Source organism: Pantoea sp. X-Soil-YNGN-775, assembly GCF_059730575.1.
Window position 1 is genome coordinate 200,853 of sequence record NZ_AP035946.1, and the last position, 15,763, is coordinate 216,615.

Below are 15,763 nucleotides of genomic sequence, written 5' to 3' on the forward strand. Positions count from 1 at the left end.
CAGGCCTGCCTCGGTCATCAGCTAATCCCGCGTGCCTGCGGTAATGCCGTCGATATCCTGCGGGCGCAGGCGGATCTCGGCCGCACGACGGTGGGCCTGCATGCCCTCGGTGCGGCTCTGACGGATGGCCGGCTCGGCGATGGCCGGGATCCCCTGTTCATCAATCCACTGATGGGTACAGACTTTTACATACGCGCCGACCCACAGTCCGCCGGTGTAGCGAGCCGCCGCCATGGTCGGCAGCGTATGGTTCGTTCCGCAGCATTTATCTGAGAACACCACGCTGGCATTCTGGCCGATAAACAGCGAACCATAGTTGCGGATCTTTGATGCGGTGGCGTGCGGATCGCGGGTATGCACCTGCAAATGTTCGGTAGCGATATAGTCGGCAAAGGCGACCAACTGTTCTTCCGTTTCGCAGACCACGATTTCGCCCTGACGACGCCAGGCTTCTCCCGCCGTGGCGGCGGTCGGCAGGTTGCCCAGCTGGCGCTCGATCTCGGCAAGGGTACGCTCGGCGATCTCGCTGCTGGTGGTCGCCAGCCCGACGCGGGTATGGATGTCATGCTCCGCCTGCGCCAGCAAGTCGGCGGCCAGAATGCGCGGATCGGCGCTCTCATCCGCCACGGTGAAGATCTCGCTTGGCCCGGCAAGCGCATCAATCCCCACTTTCCCAAAGACCTGGCGCTTCGCCTCGTTCACAAAGGCGTTGCCGGGACCGACAATTTTATCCACCGCCGGAACGCTCTCCGTTCCCCAGGCCATGGCGGCGATGGCCTGCGCGCCGCCTACTTTAAAAATGCGATGTGCGCCTGCGAGGTGGCAGATGGCGATCATTGCCGGATGCGCGCCCGGTGGCAGACAGGCGATAATCTGCTCACAGCCCGCAACCGTAGCCGGCACAATCGACATCACCGGCGCGGAAAGAATCGGGTAGCGTCCGCCCGGCACGTAGCAGCCTACCGTCTGCACGGGAATAATGCGGTGCCCAAGGTGCACGCCCGGAAGCGTCTCGACTTCCAGAGGCAGCATCGTGGCGAACTGCGCCTGGGCAAAGCGGCGGACCTGGGAAATGGCAAATTCACTGTCGCGGCGGGTCTGCGGATCCAGACCGGCCAGCGCCTGTTCAATTTCAGTGGCGCTGACTTCAAACTGCTGCGGCACCACCTTATCAAACTGCTGTGAAAAATCCCTGAGCGCCGCGTCCCCTTCCTGTCTGACCCGCGCAATGATGCCGCTGACGGTGTCGGTCAGGGAACGGTCGGCTTTCTCATCCTGCCCCAGCGGGCGTTTAATCCAGCTGACCTGGTTAACAATCGTTGCCGCAGACATTATGCTTTCTCCATCTGACCAAGATTAATTTGTGCCAGCAGCGCCAGGTGATCGTAAAGCGTCCACTCATCAATAATTCTGCCGTTCACGATGTGATAGTGCGACATCCCCATCACGAACAGACGTTCTCCGGTCGGTTTGCCAAGCTCGCCATAGCCCAGGTGATGGCCTTCCATAATCCAGCGGATCGCCACCTTCACGCCGCCTTCATCGCACGGCGTCGAGCAGATATGCTGCGGCAGCCATGCGCCGTCCGGGATCATGCCGATCAGCGCCAGCGTCTGATGCGTCACCGATGCCACGCCATACAGTTCTTTCATCAGCGGGCCGTGGTACTGCACGTTGGGGGCATAAACCTGTTTAATTTTGCCCAGCATCCGGCGGTTATAAATCTCGTGCATCCAGCGCAGGCACTGCTCCTCGGTATCGGTATGCGCGATGGAGATGTCGCACGCCATCTCGGGCGGATATTGCCCCAGCATGCGCCCGTTCTCACCGATATCAGTGACGCGGAAGCCTTTATCAAATTGCTCTTTCGCCATGCCGAAGGCGATTTCGGCGGTATTCAGCCCCAGCTGCTTCATCAGTGACATGTTGTCGCTGACCACCCACTCGCGATAAATCTTATTCTCATGGATCATGCAGTCGGCTACGGTGCGCGTGACAAAAGTGCGGTTGGTGGGCTGACCAAGGTGGCTGAACTGGGTATGACGTCCGCTGCCGGTCACCAGATGCGAGGTATAAAAGCCATCAACGTCATTTCCGTTCCAGATCACCTGAGTTGCCATGCCACGCCGTTCGGGGAAAGCCACCAGTCTTTTCAACGTGTCCTGCACCACGTCTTCACGGGTATAAAGCGTTCCCAGCGCGTTATAAAGCACGCAGTTATGGGTATAGTGGGTATAAATTAATCCCACGTCGCGTTCATCCCATATTTTGTGGGTGCAGCGAACAATGTAATCAACAATATCCGTATAGCACTCATCAAAACCTCTTAAAGATTGCGCGCGCGGGCGTTTCTCCGGCACTAAATCGATAAAGTCTCGCCGTTCAATCTGTAATACCGGATCGTCACGTTGAGATTTATTTTTTTCGGCTGTTGCTGGGGCTTTATTTGTTACTTCAGTTGAAGACATGCGACCTCCCGCATTGATGTACAGAGTATTTTCAGACAATAAGATCTCTGCCCCTTAAAATAAGGAGAGAGCATTGCCGCAAAATAAATTGCGGCGAATAATTAACGTCGGGCTTTATTGATTAACGATTTGTGACCAGATAGCTAATTCATCGATGCCAAGATATTCGCGAATAATTAATCCATCGCGTAATTCAAGCTGGCTGATACCGGTAATAGAAATGGGCTTGCGGGTTGGCGCGCCAAATTTACCGTAGCCGTCATGCCAGGTTAACAATGACCAGCGCAAAGAAATACGGACAGGCTCATTAGCATCTTTACGCACAGTTAAATGATGAAGCTGGGTTTCGCTGTCGGCAAACGAGGCGCGGTAGCCCGAGAGCAGGGCGCTGATTTCCGCCTCGCCGGTTCCTGTACAGTGGCCGGGCGCATATAAGGTGGCGGCCGGATGGTATAAACCGGGCACGATACCGCTGTTACCCCCTGCCCACATCGTCAGGTAGCGTTCAATTACCCCCGAAATGGGGCCTTCAACATCATCGCCTTCAGGGCCACCAGCCCAGCGTGCGTCAAGCACTTCGGCGGATGCGTTTTCCAGTCCCAGTTGATCACGGGCGCTGTTCAGGCTCAAGGCAAAATCACGCACGTTTAGCCCCAGTTGTGCCAGTATTGCCGCGCGATCCTGCAACAGCCACTCCTGACGTATCGCACCGTCCGCGCAGATGCGATCGGCCCAGGTGCGAACCCAGACGCTCTTGCCGGTTGGGGCACCGAAAAAGCCTTCACCCTGGTGGCGAATAGAGGCCACGGTTCGCTGTGAAACGTAATAATCGCTGTCTGTCGTTTGCGTGTAGAGAATATCCTCAGTCAATACGCTGCGCTGCGGAAAACTGTACATCGCTTCCAGGGTATGGCGCATAAACTGCGACAAATCGGTCAGCTGTTTTTCCGGCGTAATAAATACCACCGGCGTAGCATAAAAATCAGCCAGCTGACCAATATCCTTTTCTTCCCAGACGACGTGAGTCAGCGTGGTAATAAACTGCTGGATAGAGTCAAACTGGGGGCTGAAGCCAGGTAATCTGTTCATTTGAACTCCTGAGGCTGAAACAGGGATACACCCTCTTTTTCGATGATGCCGCTCAGTGGTCGTCGGGCCGAGTGGCGTACTATCAGCATGCCCGGTACGATAATCTGCTCGGGTTCAATAATGCCGCTTTCTATTTGCTTCATCAGCAGTTCAATAGCTGCTTCCACCATCTCCTGAACCGGCTGTGATACCGAGGTCAGGGCATATGAAGGCCAGCCGGAGGGACCCGTGTCGTCGTAACCGATCACCGACACGTCCTGAGGAATTTGCAGGCCGAATTCGTAACGGGCAACGTCCATCACCGTGATCGCCATATGATCGTTGGCGACGAAGATGGCATCGGGCACCGATGGCGCTGAAAACAGGCGATAGGCAGCACGTATGGTTTGCTTCGTATCATAGTTTCCATTAACCACCTGAACATCGTTAATGCCTTGCTCCTGCAGTGCCGTCAGGTAGCCATGCTGACGGATGATGTTCACTGAAGAGTCGGCAGCGCCGCCGACGTAGGCGTAACGCTGGTGTTCTCCGGCCATCAGAAACTCAGCAATCTGCCGCGCTGCCGCTTCATTATTGCTGTTCACGCTCGAGGTCATGCCGTTTTCCTGACTACGGTTAAACAGCACCACCGGTATGCCTGCCGCCAGGCACTCTTCGGAGAGATCCAGCGACAGCGTGACCGACGCCAGCACAATGCCATCGACCCGGTATTGCATGATCTGATCGAAAATCCGATCGACATTGCCCTCCCGGTCGCCAACAAACAGCAGCAGGTGGTAATTGAGGGTATCCAGTTTCTGCGCCAGCGCTTCCAGCACCTGGGGATAGAACTGATTATCGAAATAGGAGATCACTACGCCGATGATGCGCGAGCGGGCGGTGTTCAGCGAGCGGGCAATGGCGTTTGGGCGGTAACCCAGCTCCCGGGCAGCCTTGAGCACTTTTTCACGGGTCGCCGGAGAGATACTGGCTCCAGGCGTAAAGCTGCGTGATACCGCTGACTGTGATACGCCTGCCAGCTGTGCCACCTGCTGCGAGGTGACTGCTGCAAAACTCTTTCGTTTCATGATCCCGCTTCCTCCTGCTGGGCGCTTCCTGTCGTACTGATGCCGCCGTCAGAAAGAGGGCGTTTTTTATACTTACACCATCTTTGCATGCGTATGCAACCAGCAAAATTAATTTTTGAACAATGTTAATCAGGTCACTTTACAAACATGAAACCTTTTCGTAACTTAAATTTTGAATACGTATTCATGCCGTTTCATGCCGTCAACGATACCGTGCAAATGGAGTGACAACCAGAGGGAAGCGCCGGTAATGCCGTTCTTGATTGGTTAAAAACCATTAATTTTCAGAGGTTCAGACCATGTTCCGAGCACTACTCCGCCGACCTGAAGCCCGGCTGTTTTTTATCATCAGCATTTTATTTTTTATCTGTATTCACAGTATTGACGCCTTTCTCGCTCCCATGATGCTGGCGCAGGGCATAGAACCGCAGGTGATGGGTATTATCATGGGGGCAAGTGGGCTCGCGACGCTGCTGATCCGTTTTCCGCTGGGGATCATTTCGGATGTGGTAAAAAGCCGCAAAATTTTTATTCAAATTACCCTGTTGTTACCGGTATTTACCTGGCCTCTGGCCTGGCTGGAGCCAAATGCGGTCACGCTCTATCTGGCGAAAGCAGCGGATGGCGTCACTGCTGCAACCTGGGTTTTGTATAACATTCTGTTTATTCGCTACTTTGATCGTAAAGAGGCCCCGGCTGCCGTCGCACTACTGGCGCTGGCAGGACCGGTTGGCGTGTTTATTGGCAATTGCATTGGCGGTTTATTAATCCACTATTTTGATAACAACATTGCCTTTCTGCTCTCCTGTGTCTCCGGCTTACTGGCGCTGATCCTGACCACCCGAATTAGCGACGCACACGATTCGGTCCAGGCTCCCACGCTCAGGGCGTGTATCAGCGGTGCGCGTAAACAGCTTAGCGATCGCTCGGTGTGGATGATTGGTATTCTGGCGACCATTGTTATTCTGGTGCCGTTCGCCACCCGCGATACCCTGACGCCCATTTATGCCGAAAAGCTGGGTGCCAGGGCAGGGATTCTGTCGCTGTTAAGCAATATCCATCTGATCTTCTATGCGCTGGCTATCGCGTTGTGCAGCGCGGTTTTTTACCGCCGTCTGGGCGTAATGAAAACGGCCGTGGTGGGGATTATTTTGCAGGTACTTTCCACGCTCGGCATTCCCTTTACCGATAATATGTATCTTATCTATGCCCTGCAGGCGCTGGCGGGTTTCTCCTTTGGTATGGCCTTTGCCGCATTTATGTCACTCAGCGTGATAAATACCACTCCGGATGAGCAGTCCACCCGTATGGGGCTGTTTCAGACCATTTATTCGCTCGGCATGTTTATTGGTCCGGTAATGATGGGCGTCATGCTGCAACACGTTAATCTGTCGTCCGGCTATTTTCTGATTGCCGCGCTTTCCATTATTGCCGTCGTTATTACGCCGCTCTCGGTGCGCTGGGTGAATAACCGTCAGGTAAACCGGTCCTCTGAATTATCCGCTAACGGGCAATTCGCTTCAGTACGCGACCAGTAATCTCTACAGCTAAGTATTTAATCCCGGTTTGCCGGGAGGAAGTCTCATTGCCATTTAACAGGAGTACCCGATGCCACAATTTTTAAAAACCAGTAAACCCATGCAGGAACGCCAGCAATCTCAACGCCAGATTAGAGAAACGGTTGAACTTATTCTGGCGGATATTGAACAGCGCGGGAATAAAGCGATTCGTGAATTAGCCATTAAATTTGATGGTTACGATCGTCAGGATTATCGTCTGAGCGAGGCTGAAATTTCGCACTGTATTAAACAGCTCAGCCGCCAGGATATTGCGGATATCGAATTTGCGCAGGAGCAGGTGTTTAATTTCGCCCGGCAGCAAAAAGCCTGTCTGCTGGATCTGGAAGTGGAGACCCGCCCCGGCGTAATTCTCGGACATAAAAATATTCCCATCAATGCCGTAGGCTGTTATGTGCCGGGAGGGAAATATCCGCTACTGGCCTCGGCGCATATGTCGATCATCACCGCCAACGTTGCGGGCTGCTCGCGCATTATCAGCTGCGCGCCGCCCTTTAACGGGCAACCGGCACCGGCGATTGTCGCTGCCCAGAAGATGGCGGGCGCCACGGAAATTTATGCGCTCGGCGGCATTCAGGCCATCGGCGCGATGGCGCTTGGCACCGATACGCTCGCCCCGGTGGATATGCTGGTGGGGCCTGGTAACGCTTTTGTGGCGGAAGCTAAACGACAGCTGTTTGGCCGGGTTGGCATCGACCTGTTTGCCGGACCCACCGAAACGCTGGTGATTGCCGATGAAAGCGTCGACGCTGAAATGTGCGCCACTGACCTGCTCGGACAGGCTGAACACGGCGTCACCACGCCGGCCATTCTGTTAACCAACTCTGAACGGCTCGCCAGACAGACCCTGCGGGAGGTTGAGCGACTGCTGGCAAAACTGCCTACTGCGGATATTGCCCGCCGCGCCTGGGAAGATTACGGCGAAGTGATCGTCTGCGACAGCTACCAGGAGATGTTGCAGCAGGCCGATCGCATCGCCTCCGAACATGTTCAGGTGATGACCGAACGTGACGACTGGTTCCTGGCCAATATGACTAACTACGGCGCGCTGTTTCTTGGCCCGCGGACTAACGTGGCCTACGGCGATAAGGTTATCGGCACCAACCATACTCTGCCCACCCAGAAAGCTGCACGTTATACCGGCGGGCTGTGGGTCGGCAAATTTATGAAAACCTGCACCTGGCAAAAAGTGTTAAGTGATGAGGCCACGGCGGAAATTGGCAGCTACTGCTCGCGCCTCTCTCTGCTGGAAGGTTTTGCCGGACACGCCGAGCAAGCCAATATCCGCGTGCGCCGCTATGGCCAGACGGATGTGCCTTATGCGTCGCCAGCCCCGATCAGAGAGAAAGTGAAATGATGCGGCTGCCGCATACGCCCTCATTCTCACTTCACGGCAGACGGGCGCTGGTGACCGGCGGTTCGAAAGGGCTTGGTTTCGCCTGCGCGGTAGCACTTGCCGAGGCCGGGGCTGAGGTGTGGATCGCCGCCCGCAATCCCGACGATCTGGCGGACGCCGTTGCGCTCGCCGCCGGTGAACAACTGACGCTGCATTCGCTGGTGCTGGACATTACTGCCTCACCACAGGTGGAAGAAACCATTAGCCTGCTGCCGGTGATGGATATTCTGGTCAATAGCGCCGGACTGGCACGCCATCAGCCCTTTCTGGAGGTGAGTGGCGAGAACTTTGATGCGGCGATGGCGCTGAACCTGCGGGCGACTTTTTTTGTCAGCCAGCAGGTTGCGCGGCGCATGCGTGAAGCGAAGAAGGGGGGCGCCATCATCCATATTTCATCGCAGATGGGACACGTCGGCGGGCCGCAGCGTAGCGTCTACTGCGCCTCGAAATTTGCACTCGAAGGGCTGATGCGCGCCATGGCGCTGGAGCTTGGCGAGGCCGGGATCCGGGTGAACACCCTCTGCCCGACCTTTATCGAAACCGAACTGACCCGCCAGTCGCTGAACGATCCAGACTTCCGTCGCTACGTAATGAGCAACATAAAGCTGCCTCGCCTCGGACGCGTGGAAGATGTAATGGGACCGGTAGTCTTTCTCGCCTCGGATGCGGCGGCAATGATCACCGGTAGTGCGCTGATGGTGGACGGAGGGTGGACCGCAGCATGACTTCACCCTTTATCGATAACAGTGACGTGCCGCTGGTGCTGATTGGCGGCACGCTCTGCAATGTCCGGCTGTGGCAACCGCTGATCGCACAGCTGAACGTTGCGGCGGTAATCTGCCTGACCTTATCCAGCGATGCGTCGGCGGAAGCCTGTTCCCGGCGGCTACTGCAAATACTGCCGCCGCGCTTTCTGCTGGCGGGATTCTCGTTGGGGGCGATTGTCGCGCTTCAAATCGCGGCCGATGCGCCGGAGCGGCTGGCGGGGCTGGCCTTGCTGTCGGTCAATCCGCTGGCGGATCGTCCGGAAAACGCCGTTAGCCGTCGGGCAGCGGTGAGGATGGCGCGCGAGCAGGGGCATGGCGAATGGCTCGCTGCCACGCTCTGGCACCAGTACGTTGCGCCGTCCAGCCTCAGTAACCGAAAGCTACAGGATCTGCTCTGTCTGATGGCACAGGAGACCGATCCCGCCACTTTTGCCCGGCAGACCGAAATGGCGATCAGCCGTCTCGATAACCGCGATGCGCTGGGCCTTCTTGCCTGTCCGGTGCTCATCCTGAACGGTGAGTTCGATCCGATATGTACGCCAGCGCACCATCGTCTGGTGGCTGACAGCATCCCCGCTGCCACCTGGTTAACCCTCAGTTCATCTGGTCATTTTTTTGTTCTCGAAGCGGCAGATAAAGCAGCCGTTGCGGTCAGGAAATGGATTAAGGAGTCTCTCAATGCGAGTAAATAAGCTTAAAACGGCGTTTGCTGAACAGCGCCCTGTGATTAATGGCTGGCTGGCTATTCCTTCCAGCTACAGCGCCGAAATTGCCGGGCATCAGGGGTACGATGCCGTGACGGTCGATTTGCAGCACGGCATGATTGATTTTGCCAGCGCGCTGACAATGCTACAGGCGCTCTCGGCCACGCCCGCTGTGCCGGTGGTGCGGGTTGCAGATGATACCCCGGCGCAGATCATGCGGCTGCTGGACGCGGGAGCCTACGGAATAATCTGTCCGATGATCTCAACGCCGGAACAGGCACAGCGTTTCGTTTCGGCCTGCCGCTATCCACCGCTGGGGACACGGTCCTTCGGGCCTGCGCGAGGCTTGCTCTACGGCGGAGCAGATTATCCGCAGCATGCCAATCGCGAGATCCTTACCCTGGCAATGATCGAAACCCGCCAGGGGCTGGCAAACATTGATGCGATCCTGGATACCGACGGGCTGGATGGGGTTTTTATCGGACCAAACGATCTCTCTCTGACGCTGACCGGGGCCGCCAGCGCCGAGTCCGCGCATCCCGATATGCTCTCCGCGACTGAACGGGTCGTCAGCAAGTGTCGCGAAAAGCACAAAATCGCCGGTATCTTCTGCACCTCCGGTGCTGCGGCAGCGCAGCGTATCGCGCAGGGATTTCACTTTGTCACGCCCGCTAACGACGTTATGCAACTAGGCCGCGCCTCGCGCGAAGCGATCGCGATCGCCCGCGGCAACGACATCCCCACTACCGGCGCGTCCGGTTATTAACAGGAGCTGATATGAAAGTCATTACCTTAACCTCTGAACAAGCCCGCAGCCGCCTCGTCGCGCCGGAAGATATGGTCTCCTGCAATCTGGCCTTTATTGACTGCAAGCTGCCGGGTTCGCATCTCAAGCAGAATTATTCCTTTATCGGGCCTGGCGTCACGCAGTCTGCTTCGCAGGTGGTGAATATTCCCGAGCCGCACGGGTTTAACATCGGCGCAGCGGCAATGCCGAAGGGTGTCACCAATAACCTGCATCTGCACTTTACTGCTGAGGTATTTTTACTGCATGAAGGCAGCTGGCGCTTTCGCTGGGGGGCGAACGGTGAGCACGAAGCGGAGTTCAGCGCGCCGGCGATCCTGACCATTCCCACCTGGATATTCCGCGGCTTTACTAACGTCAGTAAAGAAGATACCTGCGGCATGGTGTATACCGTGCTGGGCGGCAATAACACCGGCGGAATTATCTGGCACCCATCGATACTGGCGGCCGCCAGCGAGCATGGGCTTTATCTCAGCCAGGATAATATGCTGATTGATGTCAATGCGGGTGATACGTACCCCGGCACATCGGCGCTGTTGCCGCCGCTGGCCGCAGAGGAGATTGCCGCTCTGCGTGATTATTCCGTAGAGGAGATGCGTCAGCGGGCCGTCACGGGTGAAGAACGTCAGTGGTCGTCAGACGGGTTACTGGATGCAATTCTGCCGGGCCACGGCGGCGAAATTGCTCCGGTTATTGGCTATGGCATTTCACAGGATCGCCACAGCGCGCCCCCAATCGTCCAGCCGCACGGCTTTTCCGTGGAGTGGCTGCGCCTGCGGGACGACCACCAGGTAGGGCGGCACCTTTGTCCGGACATTCAGGTCATCATGGTGTTTAAAGGTACGCTGGAGGTGAGCTGGAATCAGGACGGTGAAGAGGTCAGCATCATCGCGCCTGATCGCTCGGTGGTATCCGTGCCGGCCAACAGCTGGCGGCGCTACCGTGCCATTGATGGCGACGCGGAGTTTATTCTTACCACGCAAGGCGATCAGCGCAAGCGCCTCTACTGGGATGAGGCGATTTTGCAACAGGCCAGAGAACGCAACCGCGGACTTGATCCCGATGGCTATGTCAGCAAGCTGGATATTCTGCCGGTCACTGCGCGCTGTGCGGGTGCCAGAATAGAGCGCCTTTTTGCGCAAGGATAATGAACCGGCCGGCGGGGTGGCTCCGGCTATTTTATTGCCTGCACGTGCCGCTGGCTTATAACCGGCTATTTTACAAGGATAATTATCTGTTCAGCGGCACCTGAGTCTGGCACCGCGTCTGACGAAAAGGTAATCGTACCGGGCGGCCGGACGAGAGGTTAGCCTGACAGCGCCACACCATATCATCCGCCTGAGAGGGCAGGCGGACGTGAGATAGCGTTGAAATAAAGCGGACCTTGACGGCACAGGCGCGACAATTGCAGATAATGCGGTCGATCCCGTCAGCAAAGGCGCGCACAGCGGGAGAATGAAACCGCTAATGTGGATATAACATCGTCACCGGCACTGCTGACGGCTGCCAGTGTGCCAGAATTTCAACCGATCATGCGCCCCTGAAGCGCTGACCAGGCGATCAAGGGCGCGTTGGAACTTACTGGGTTATCAGCTGTGGGTTGGATTTACAGCACGGGTGACGACTTTGTTTTTCTCACTGAGCCGGGCGGGGGCGGTTTCAGGGGTGCGTAATGCGCACCAGGTAGAGAGAACGCCCAGCAGAGAGAAAATAATGGCCGGTCCGATCCAGCCAACCATGCTATAAACGCCGGTGGCAATAAATGGCAACAGACCCGCTACAACAGAAGCCATGTTGTAACCCAGTGATATACCGGAAGAGCGTATATGGGCCGGGAATTGTTCAGAAAACCAGCTTGATTCTACAGCGAAAATCGGGTCATGACTCAGCAGCAGTGATAATGCAATCGCTGTAATTACCAGCACCACCGCGCCACTGTTGATCAACATAAACATTGGGACACCGAATGCTATGGTGAACAGGGCTCCAAACAGAAAGACCCGACGGCGACCAATTTTGTCACTGAGCGCGCCGTATAAAAGATGACTGCCCAGGCCAAGCGCAGAGCCGATGAGCGTCCCCCATAGCACGTGACGGGTATCGGTAATTTCAGCAAGGACGACATAGGAGAGCATAAAACTCGTGGTGATATAGTAACCACCCGTTTCAGCCAGCCGTAACCCTACGATATTCAAAATCGTTCGCCAGTCGCGACGAATAACTTCCAGTGCCGGTTGCTTAACGATGCGCTTCTCCGCTTTCGCTTTTTCAAATTCGGGTGATTCCGCAACGCTCATTCGGATAAAGATACCGATAGCGACCATAATGAACGATATCAGGAACGGTACCCGCCAGACCCAGTCACCTTCAAACAGTGCGCCAGAGAGAAGGAAAGCTCCGTTAGCCAACAGCAGGCCAAGCGGTATGCCAAGTTGCGGAACAGCGCCATAAAAACCCCGTTTTCTCTCTGGTGCATGCTCAAACGCCATCAGTACTGCACCTCCCCATTCCGCACCAAAGCCGATGCCCTGGATCATACGTAGCAGAATCAGCAAGATGGGAGCCAGAACACCGGCCTGCTCATAAGTCGGCAGAGCGCCAATCAGGACTGTCGCCAGTCCCATGGCCAGCAGCGACCAGAACAGGACAACTTTGCGGCCATAGCGATCGCCGAAGTGACCCGCCAGATAACCGCCGACGGGCCGCATCAGAAAGCCCACCGCAAGTGTCGCGAAGGCGGCCATAATACCGACAATCGGCTCGCTGGTATGGAAGAAAATTTTTCCAAACCACGCAGCGGCTGCCGTGCCGTAAATAAAGAAATCGTAGCTTTCAACCGCCGAGCCAATCATGGAGGCGATAGAGACTTTGACCGGGTTATTTTTATGATTATCAGGTACAGAGGAAGTTTTCATGGTTGACCCCGTTACGATGGGTTATCCGGGCGATCCGGATAACCACTTATGGCTACTGCCAGGTTTCAATGACCCGGCTGTCATCACGTTGCCCCAGGCCAGCTTCTGCTGCAGCCAGATAGCGGGTATGAGCCACCTTTAACAGCGGCACCTCTGCCTCGCATGCCGCGGCAGCTTCTGCCACCAGACCGCTGTCTTTGACGAAAATGTTAATCGCGCTGGACACCTCGACACCGGTTCCCTGTAACATACGAGGACCACGGTCAGATAACATCCAGGAGCCTGCCGCGCCGCCTTCAACCAGGGGCAAGACCTGCGCCGGATCCAGTCCAAGCGACTGAGCGAGGTTCAGCGCTTCGGCTGCGGCGACAATGTGGACTGCGCAAAGATGCTGGTTAATCACTTTGATTCCTTGCCCATCGCCCGGCCGGTGACCCACCGTTTTCACCCGGCCCATAGCCGTGAGAATCGGGGCGACATAGTCGAGGGAATCGTTGCCACCTGCGGCAAATATCACCAGTTCACCGGTGTTGGCCCGCGCTGTACCGCCGGTTACCGGCGCATCAACCACGCTGGCCCCGCTTCGCTGCAGCTGCTCCGCGGCTGCAATAATGGCTTCGGGGCCAACGGTTGACATGATCACCCAGTGCTGACCGGATACTGTCGGCAATGCCTCCTCGACCAGTGCTGCAAGCTGCTGAGGTGTGGCAACCATCACCACCACCACATCAGCTTTGCCTGTCAGGGCATAGCGCTCTGTGGCTGCAATACCCTGAGTGCGCGCCCGCAGTCTGGATGCCTCCGCGACATCAACACCCTCTACCTGATGCCCGGCTGCTTTTATCTGTAAGGCCATTGGCAACCCAATCGCGCCCAGGCCGACAAATACAACGTTCATTTCGTGCTCCTTAGGCAAGCCAGCCTTTAATCGTGCTGACCATGGATGAGGTGGAGATGCCATAGCGATCGTGCAGCGTGGGCAGGGCGCCAGCCGCCAGAAATTCGTCAGGTAACCCGATATGACGGAACACAGGCATGACCTGCGCACGCACTAATGCCGTCGCCACCGCTTCGCCAAGGCCACCTATTACGCTGTGATTTTCCATCACTACAACCAGACGACCGCTGCGGCGGCACTGTTCCAGAATCGTCGCTGTATCGAGCGGCTTAATGGTCGGCACATGCAGCACGGCAACGTCTACCTTGTCTTGGGCCAGCGCTTTTGCTGTTTCCAGCGCCCGCATCGTCATAATGCCGCTGGAGATGAACAACACGTCGCGTCCATCCCGCAGCAGTTTGGCTTTACCCAGTTCAAACTGATAGTGGTACTCATCCAGTACCAGCGGAACTTTTCCACGCAGCAGGCGCATATAGACCGGTCCGTTGTGATCGGCCGCAGCCGCCACTGCCTGTTCAGTGTCCAGAGCATCGCAGGGGTCAATAATGGTCAGATTAGGAATGCCGCGCATTAGCGCGATATCCTCGGTGGCCTGGTGGCTGGGCCCATATCCGGTAGTCAGACCCGGCAGCGCCGCGCAGATTTTCACATTAAGGTTCTCCTCGGCGATGACCTGATGAATGAAATCGTATGCGCGACGGGTGGCAAAAACGGCGTACGTAGTGGCAAACGGAATCATTCCTTCTTTGGCCATGCCGCCGGCCGCGCCCATAAGCAGCTGCTCCGCCATTCCCATCTGAAAATGGCGCTCAGGAAACGCCTGAGCGAAGATATGCAGGTCAGTATATTTAGAGAGATCGGCGGTAAGCCCCACTATATTTGCCCGGCTTTGCGCCGCTTTGACGAGTGCATGGCCAAAGGGAGCCGGGACCGTTTTCTGTCCTTCTGCCGCGATTGAAGCAATCATGGCCGAGGTGGTTAAACGGGGTTTCTTTTCTGCAACGCTGCTCATACGCGTTCCTCCTCTGCCTTATCAAGAATTGCTATGGCCTTTTGCCACTCATCAGCATCCACGCGGATGAAATGGTTCTTCTCACGTGCTTCCAAAAATGGGACGCCTTTCCCCATCAGCGTATCCAGCAGAATGACGCGTGGTTTTGGCTCTTTTAGCTGACGTGCGCGGTCGAAAGCCGCTTTCACTGCTGCGATATCGTTACCGTCGACACGCTGTACATCCCAGCCAAAGGCCAGCCACTTATCGGCCAGCGGCTCAAACCCCATCACCTTTTGCGAAGGACCATCAGCCTGCTGTTGATTAATATCGACCAGCGTGATCAGGTTAGCGAGTTGATGATGCGCGGCCGACATTGCCGCTTCCCAGGTTGCGCCTTCATCAAGTTCACCGTCTGACATGGAGTTGTAGACAAAGGCTGAGTTGCCTTTATGACGCAGCGCCAGCGCCATACCCACGGCGATGGAAAGTCCCTGGCCCAGCGAGCCACCGGACATCTCCATACCTGGCGTGTAGGTTGCCATGCCTGACATCGGCAGGCGGCTCTCATCTGCGCCGTAAGTATCCAGCTCCTCTTCAGGGATCACGCCGGCTTCAATCAGTGCAGCGTAAAGGGCGATTGCGTAGTGACCGTGTGACAGCAGAAAGCGATCCCGTCCTTCCCATTCCGGATTAGCAGGATCGAACCGCATAGCGTGGCACCATGCTACTGCCAGCATGTCAGCCAGACCCAGCGCCTGGCCGATATATCCCTGTCCCTGAACTTCCCCCATTCTTAAGGCGAAGCGGCGTATACGCCAGGCATGCTTTGCCAGTCTGCTAAGTACTTCAGCCGATGCGATGTCGGGCTCTGCAATCGTGCTCATTTACTGCTCCTCTTAGGACGTTCAACATATAACAGGCAGGATTTGCGGATAGAGGATGTTGAATCAGCGTGCTAACTTATTCACGCATGGGTGGCATCATTCATACGGAAGTCGAAAAGACCGCGCACCTCAAGTCCCGGCCTGTCCGGGCATGCAATGAGCTTAGGGTGTGCAGGTCAGCGCTGACAAAAGCAATTAA

General features: G+C 56.2%; 14 protein-coding genes. 6 read left to right on the top strand and 8 right to left on the bottom strand.

The genetic code is table 11. The annotated features are described in order from the left end of the window. Positions 1 to 21: 21 nt before the first annotated feature. The 4 genes from hisD (AC6I8I_RS20810) to AC6I8I_RS20825 form a co-directional block, all read right to left on the bottom strand. Positions 22 to 1,332 (bottom strand): histidinol dehydrogenase, encoded by a 1,311-nt coding sequence (gene hisD / locus AC6I8I_RS20810; RefSeq protein WP_312053801.1) that lies wholly within the window; start codon positions 1,330 to 1,332, stop codon positions 22 to 24. After that, positions 1,332 to 2,468, bottom strand: a complete 1,137-nt coding sequence (locus AC6I8I_RS20815; protein WP_312053802.1) for a nuclear transport factor 2 family protein — start codon at positions 2,466 to 2,468, stop codon at positions 1,332 to 1,334. The genes hisD (AC6I8I_RS20810) and AC6I8I_RS20815 overlap by 1 nt, the downstream gene beginning before the upstream one ends. Positions 2,469 to 2,582: 114 nt before the next feature. Further along, positions 2,583 to 3,557, bottom strand: a complete 975-nt coding sequence (locus AC6I8I_RS20820) for a nuclear transport factor 2 family protein (protein ID WP_312053803.1) — start codon at positions 3,555 to 3,557, stop codon at positions 2,583 to 2,585. Continuing rightward, positions 3,554 to 4,624 carry a LacI family DNA-binding transcriptional regulator gene (locus AC6I8I_RS20825; protein ID WP_497820845.1) on the bottom strand — a complete coding sequence of 357 codons (1,071 nt, stop codon included), beginning with the start codon at positions 4,622 to 4,624 and terminating at the stop codon, positions 3,554 to 3,556. Before AC6I8I_RS20825 ends, AC6I8I_RS20820 begins: the two co-directional genes overlap by 4 nt. Positions 4,625 to 4,923: 299 nt before the next feature. Between AC6I8I_RS20825 and AC6I8I_RS20830 the strand changes: the two genes are divergently transcribed. The 6 genes from AC6I8I_RS20830 to AC6I8I_RS20855 all read left to right on the top strand — a co-directional run bounded on the left by AC6I8I_RS20830 (position 4,924) and on the right by AC6I8I_RS20855 (position 11,021). Beyond that, a complete protein-coding gene (locus AC6I8I_RS20830; RefSeq protein WP_312053807.1) occupies positions 4,924 to 6,162 on the top strand; it encodes an MFS transporter in 1,239 nt (412 codons plus the stop codon). 70 nt (positions 6,163 to 6,232) lie between these two features. Further along, positions 6,233 to 7,558, top strand: coding sequence for a histidinol dehydrogenase (gene hisD / locus AC6I8I_RS20835; protein WP_312053810.1), 1,326 nt, complete (start codon positions 6,233 to 6,235; stop codon positions 7,556 to 7,558). Then, positions 7,558 to 8,322 carry an SDR family NAD(P)-dependent oxidoreductase gene (locus AC6I8I_RS20840; RefSeq protein ID WP_497821058.1) on the top strand — a complete coding sequence of 255 codons (765 nt, stop codon included), beginning with the start codon at positions 7,558 to 7,560 and terminating at the stop codon, positions 8,320 to 8,322. Before hisD (AC6I8I_RS20835) ends, AC6I8I_RS20840 begins: the two co-directional genes overlap by 1 nt. Continuing rightward, a complete protein-coding gene (locus tag AC6I8I_RS20845) occupies positions 8,319 to 9,056 on the top strand; it encodes an alpha/beta fold hydrolase (protein WP_497828851.1) in 738 nt (245 codons plus the stop codon). The genes AC6I8I_RS20840 and AC6I8I_RS20845 overlap by 4 nt, the downstream gene beginning before the upstream one ends. Then, positions 9,043 to 9,834 carry an HpcH/HpaI aldolase family protein gene (locus AC6I8I_RS20850; RefSeq protein ID WP_497828852.1) on the top strand — a complete coding sequence of 264 codons (792 nt, stop codon included), beginning with the start codon at positions 9,043 to 9,045 and terminating at the stop codon, positions 9,832 to 9,834. The genes AC6I8I_RS20845 and AC6I8I_RS20850 overlap by 14 nt, the downstream gene beginning before the upstream one ends. 11 nt (positions 9,835 to 9,845) lie before the next feature. Continuing rightward, the gene (locus AC6I8I_RS20855; RefSeq protein WP_312757868.1) at positions 9,846 to 11,021 is read left to right on the top strand and encodes a cupin domain-containing protein; all 1,176 of its coding nucleotides are present in this window, start codon (positions 9,846 to 9,848) and stop codon (positions 11,019 to 11,021) included. A gap of 441 nt (positions 11,022 to 11,462) precedes the next feature. On the opposite strand, the gene AC6I8I_RS20860 is transcribed toward AC6I8I_RS20855, so the two are convergent. Genes AC6I8I_RS20860 through AC6I8I_RS20875 form a run of 4 tightly spaced genes read right to left on the bottom strand, consistent with a single transcriptional unit; the run spans position 11,463 to position 15,564 of the window. Then, positions 11,463 to 12,788 carry an MFS transporter gene (locus AC6I8I_RS20860; protein ID WP_497828853.1) on the bottom strand — a complete coding sequence of 442 codons (1,326 nt, stop codon included), beginning with the start codon at positions 12,786 to 12,788 and terminating at the stop codon, positions 11,463 to 11,465. A gap of 52 nt (positions 12,789 to 12,840) precedes the next feature. Next, positions 12,841 to 13,686 carry an NAD(P)-dependent oxidoreductase gene (locus tag AC6I8I_RS20865; RefSeq protein ID WP_497828854.1) on the bottom strand — a complete coding sequence of 282 codons (846 nt, stop codon included), beginning with the start codon at positions 13,684 to 13,686 and terminating at the stop codon, positions 12,841 to 12,843. A 10-nt stretch (positions 13,687 to 13,696) separates the two neighbouring features. After that, a complete protein-coding gene (locus AC6I8I_RS20870) occupies positions 13,697 to 14,698 on the bottom strand; it encodes a transketolase family protein (RefSeq protein WP_312053819.1) in 1,002 nt (333 codons plus the stop codon). Further along, the gene (locus AC6I8I_RS20875; RefSeq protein ID WP_312053821.1) at positions 14,695 to 15,564 is read right to left on the bottom strand and encodes a transketolase; all 870 of its coding nucleotides are present in this window, start codon (positions 15,562 to 15,564) and stop codon (positions 14,695 to 14,697) included. Before AC6I8I_RS20875 ends, AC6I8I_RS20870 begins: the two co-directional genes overlap by 4 nt. Between the last annotated feature and the right edge of the window lie 199 nt (positions 15,565 to 15,763).

Excerpts from the sequence above, each read along its gene's own strand:
- hisD (WP_312053801.1), bottom strand. The coding sequence starts at position 1,332 with ATGTCTGCGGCAACGATTGTTAACCAGGTCAGCTGGATTAAACGCCCG.
- AC6I8I_RS20815 (WP_312053802.1), bottom strand. The coding sequence starts at position 2,468 with ATGTCTTCAACTGAAGTAACAAATAAAGCCCCAGCAACAGCCGAAAAA.
- AC6I8I_RS20820 (WP_312053803.1), bottom strand. The coding sequence starts at position 3,557 with ATGAACAGATTACCTGGCTTCAGCCCCCAGTTTGACTCTATCCAGCAG.
- AC6I8I_RS20825 (WP_497820845.1), bottom strand. The coding sequence starts at position 4,624 with ATGAAACGAAAGAGTTTTGCAGCAGTCACCTCGCAGCAGGTGGCACAG.
- AC6I8I_RS20830 (WP_312053807.1), top strand. The coding sequence starts at position 4,924 with ATGTTCCGAGCACTACTCCGCCGACCTGAAGCCCGGCTGTTTTTTATC.
- hisD (WP_312053810.1), top strand. The coding sequence starts at position 6,233 with ATGCCACAATTTTTAAAAACCAGTAAACCCATGCAGGAACGCCAGCAA.
- AC6I8I_RS20840 (WP_497821058.1), top strand. The coding sequence starts at position 7,558 with ATGCGGCTGCCGCATACGCCCTCATTCTCACTTCACGGCAGACGGGCG.
- AC6I8I_RS20845 (WP_497828851.1), top strand. The coding sequence starts at position 8,319 with ATGACTTCACCCTTTATCGATAACAGTGACGTGCCGCTGGTGCTGATT.
- AC6I8I_RS20850 (WP_497828852.1), top strand. The coding sequence starts at position 9,043 with ATGCGAGTAAATAAGCTTAAAACGGCGTTTGCTGAACAGCGCCCTGTG.
- AC6I8I_RS20855 (WP_312757868.1), top strand. The coding sequence starts at position 9,846 with ATGAAAGTCATTACCTTAACCTCTGAACAAGCCCGCAGCCGCCTCGTC.
- AC6I8I_RS20860 (WP_497828853.1), bottom strand. The coding sequence starts at position 12,788 with ATGAAAACTTCCTCTGTACCTGATAATCATAAAAATAACCCGGTCAAA.
- AC6I8I_RS20865 (WP_497828854.1), bottom strand. The coding sequence starts at position 13,686 with ATGAACGTTGTATTTGTCGGCCTGGGCGCGATTGGGTTGCCAATGGCC.
- AC6I8I_RS20870 (WP_312053819.1), bottom strand. The coding sequence starts at position 14,698 with ATGAGCAGCGTTGCAGAAAAGAAACCCCGTTTAACCACCTCGGCCATG.
- AC6I8I_RS20875 (WP_312053821.1), bottom strand. The coding sequence starts at position 15,564 with ATGAGCACGATTGCAGAGCCCGACATCGCATCGGCTGAAGTACTTAGC.